This is a genomic window from Chitinophaga sp., assembly GCF_036569125.1.
GTDB lineage: Bacteria > Bacteroidota > Bacteroidia > Chitinophagales > Chitinophagaceae > Chitinophaga.
Genome location: NZ_DATCRF010000087.1, coordinates 1 through 3,199, shown reverse-complemented (window position 1 = coordinate 3,199; position 3,199 = coordinate 1). Strand labels below are relative to the sequence as shown.

2 protein-coding genes and 1 pseudogene are annotated in these 3,199 nt (G+C 51.0%); all 3 read left to right on the top strand.

From position 1 onward, the window contains the following. The coding region (locus VIM87_RS03155; protein WP_331995559.1) for a cation:proton antiporter at nucleotides 1-1,990 on the top strand (1,990 nt) is incomplete at its 5' end. Between the two features lie 6 nt (nucleotides 1,991-1,996). Continuing rightward, complete coding sequence (locus VIM87_RS03150) at nucleotides 1,997-2,350, top strand: hypothetical protein (protein WP_331995558.1); 354 nt, start codon at nucleotides 1,997-1,999, stop codon at nucleotides 2,348-2,350. Between the two features lie 116 nt (nucleotides 2,351-2,466). Continuing rightward, nucleotides 2,467-3,199: pseudogene (locus VIM87_RS03145) on the top strand (hypothetical protein); the annotation flags it as partial.

The window sequence follows — 3,199 nt, the reverse complement described above, 5'->3', positions numbered from 1 at the left end:
TCACGGCTTTAAGATCATAGAAAAGGGCAGCATAGACCTGTTTGGCAAGGCCGGTTTGTTATACATTATGTTCCTGGCCGGGCTGGAGCTGGATATGACCGAGTTCCGCAAGAACCGGCACCGCAGCCTGGTATTTGGCGCTTTCACTTTTTTTATTCCCCTTATTTTAGGATACCTGGTTTGTACCTACTGGCTGCATTTTAATTTTATGGCCACGCTGCTGGTGTCCAGCATGTTTGCTACGCATACGCTGGTGGCCTATCCGTTAGCCAGCCGTTTGGGCATTACTAAAAATGAGGCGGTGACCGTAGCCGTAGGCGGCACCATTATAACGGATACGGCTGTATTATTAATACTGGCTATTATTACCGGCGCTGCTGCCGGCAACCTGAATACTTATTTCTGGATACGGCTGGGGGTATCGGTCACCGTATTTGCTACCATTATATTGTGGATCTTTCCCATGATAGGGCGCTGGTTCTTTAAAAAGATCAAGGACGATAAAACCTCGCACTTCATCTTCGTATTAGCCCTGGTGTTCCTGGCCGGCTTCCTGGCAGAGCTGGCGGGGGTTGAGGGTATTATTGGCGCTTTCCTGGCCGGACTGGCATTAAACCAGCTGATACCGCATACCTCTACTTTAATGAACCGTATTGCTTTTGTAGGCAATGCGCTGTTCATTCCCTTCTTTTTGATCAGTGTGGGTATGATAGTGGACCTGCGGGTGCTGCTAAGAGGGCAGGAGGCATTGATCATTGCCGGTTCACTAACCGCTATGGCCTTATTCAGCAAATGGCTGGCAGCCTTTTTTACACAGCTTTCCTTTGGTTACAGCGTGCCGCAACGGAATGTGATCTTTGGTTTAAGCAGCGCGCATGCCGCTGCCACCATTGCGGTGATACTGATAGGCTTTAACATGGGTATTATTAATGAGAATGTGCTGAATGGTACCGTGCTGCTTATTCTTGTTACCTGTTTGGTAGGTTCTTTTGTAACGGAAAATGCCGGCCGCCGCCTGGCCATAGTAGAAGCAGAGCGTAAGCCTGAAACGGACGATGGCCCGGAACGTATACTGGTGCCCGTATCTAACCCCGCGCGTATAGAAGCCCTGCTGGACCTGGCAGTGATGATCAAAGATCCCGGATCCCAAACACCGGTGTACCCGCTTGCCGTGGTGCAGGATGATGAGGAAGCCAAAGAAAAGATCCATGTTACCAATAGAATGATGGAAGCTGCGGTTATGCATGCCGCTGCCACGGAAAGCCATGTGCAGTCGATTACGCGCGTGGATCTGAATGTGGCGGATGGTATTGCCCGTGCAGCCAAGGAATTGCTGATAACGGATGTGATCCTGGGCTGGACGGATAAGACCAGCACCACCGACCGGTTGTTTGGCTCTATATTCGGCACCACGCTGGATAACGTGCTGCAAAGCGTATGGGAAACCGTGTATGTATGCGATTTCCATCATCCCATGAACGCAGCAAAAAAAATGGTGCTGGTGCTGCCCCGTAATACAGAGTATGAAAAAGGTTTTGTGCATTACCTGCAAAAAATGCTGATACTGGCTAAACAGATCGGCGCACGCCTGGTGATCCATTGCCCGGAGAAAACCAAGGTGGCGGTGGAAACCTTTTTGCAGTACGCCAAGATCAATATGGAGGTAAGCTTTAAGCCCATTGGCGCTACGGAGCTGGAAGATTTTCAGGCGCTTTCCAAAGAGGTAAGCAGCGGCGACCTGCTGGTGGTGGCTTCTGCCCGCAAAGGCACGCTGTCGTACACTGCTTTCCAGGAACATATTCCTGCCCGGTTAGGCCGCTACTTCCGCGATACAAATATCATCCTCATTTTCCCGGAACAGATTGAAATGGAATACCTGGAAGCCGGCGTGCAGCCGGAAGACCTTACCCTGGCGCCGATACAGGAGCAGCTGGCTAACCTGAATAAGCTGGGCAAGGCATTCAAACGTATCTTTAAAGGCAAAAAATAGCCGGTTATGCATTTTGAACACCGCTCACAGCCCCTGCTTCCCCGCCGTTTGTTTGTACGGCGCCTGATGCGCTATGGCCTGGTTTCCCTTTTGGTGATCATTTTCTCCATGTTGATAGGCATGGCCGGTTATCATTTCCTGGCGCACCTGGGCTGGCTGGATGCGTACCTGAATGCCGCCATGATCCTTACCGGTATGGGCCCTGTAAATCCCATGGAATCGGCCGGGGCCAAGATCTTTTCCGGTATTTACGCCATTTACAGCGGCGTCATATTCTTATCCGTAGTAGCTTTAATGTTCACCCCCATTGCCCACCGTTTTCTGCACATCTTTCACCTGGAAGGCGGAAAGGAGAAATAGCCCCTTTTCCTTTAACACCATCATCCGGCGGTTGGTAGTATTGATCTGCGTAGTTGGTGTATCATTTTTTATAGCAGGCAGTTCCCGTAATATGTTTGTTATGAAAATTGATATTCATGAAACAGATCATCAAACATAGCTGGTTAACGGGGCTGCTGCTGGTACTGGCAGCAGGGGAGCAGGCAGCCGGGCAGGTACAGGCCCCTGCCAAAGATTCCGCCACCCTGGCAACAGACACCATCAGCCTTAAGATCTTTGAGGTGAAAGGCAGCAAACCTTTCCTGGTACAGTCGGTGGACCGTATGACCCTGAATGTATCTGAAAGCCCGGTGGCAGCCGGCAGCAATGCCTATGATGTGATTAAACGGGCTCCCGGCGTACTGGCCGACCAGAATGGTACACTGAGCGTAAGGGGAAAATCCGTAAGCGTATGGATAGACGGCCGCCCCTCCAACCTCTCCGGTGAGGAGCTGAATACCCTGCTGCAAACCATGAACGGCAGCAGCCTGGATAAGGTAGAGATCATTACCCACCCCTCTGCCAGGTACGATGCGCAGGGCGGCGCCGTTATCAACATAAAAACCATTAAAGGCCGCAGCCTGGGCATGAACGGCACCTTTACCCTGGGCGCAGGCGCCGGACGTTTTGCCCGTTACAACAGCGGCCTGGGTTTAAACTACCGCACTGCCAAGGTAAATGTGTACGGCAGCTATGATTATGGTAATAACCAGGTGTACCTGGACAACCGCTCCACCCGTTATATAGGCACTACCACCATTACGGAAAATGAGTACGATAAGCGTAAGCGCAATAACAACAACTTTAAGCTGGGACTGGACTATGACATTA

Excerpts from the sequence above, each read along its gene's own strand:
- VIM87_RS03150 (WP_331995558.1), top strand. The coding sequence starts at position 1,997 with ATGCATTTTGAACACCGCTCACAGCCCCTGCTTCCCCGCCGTTTGTTT.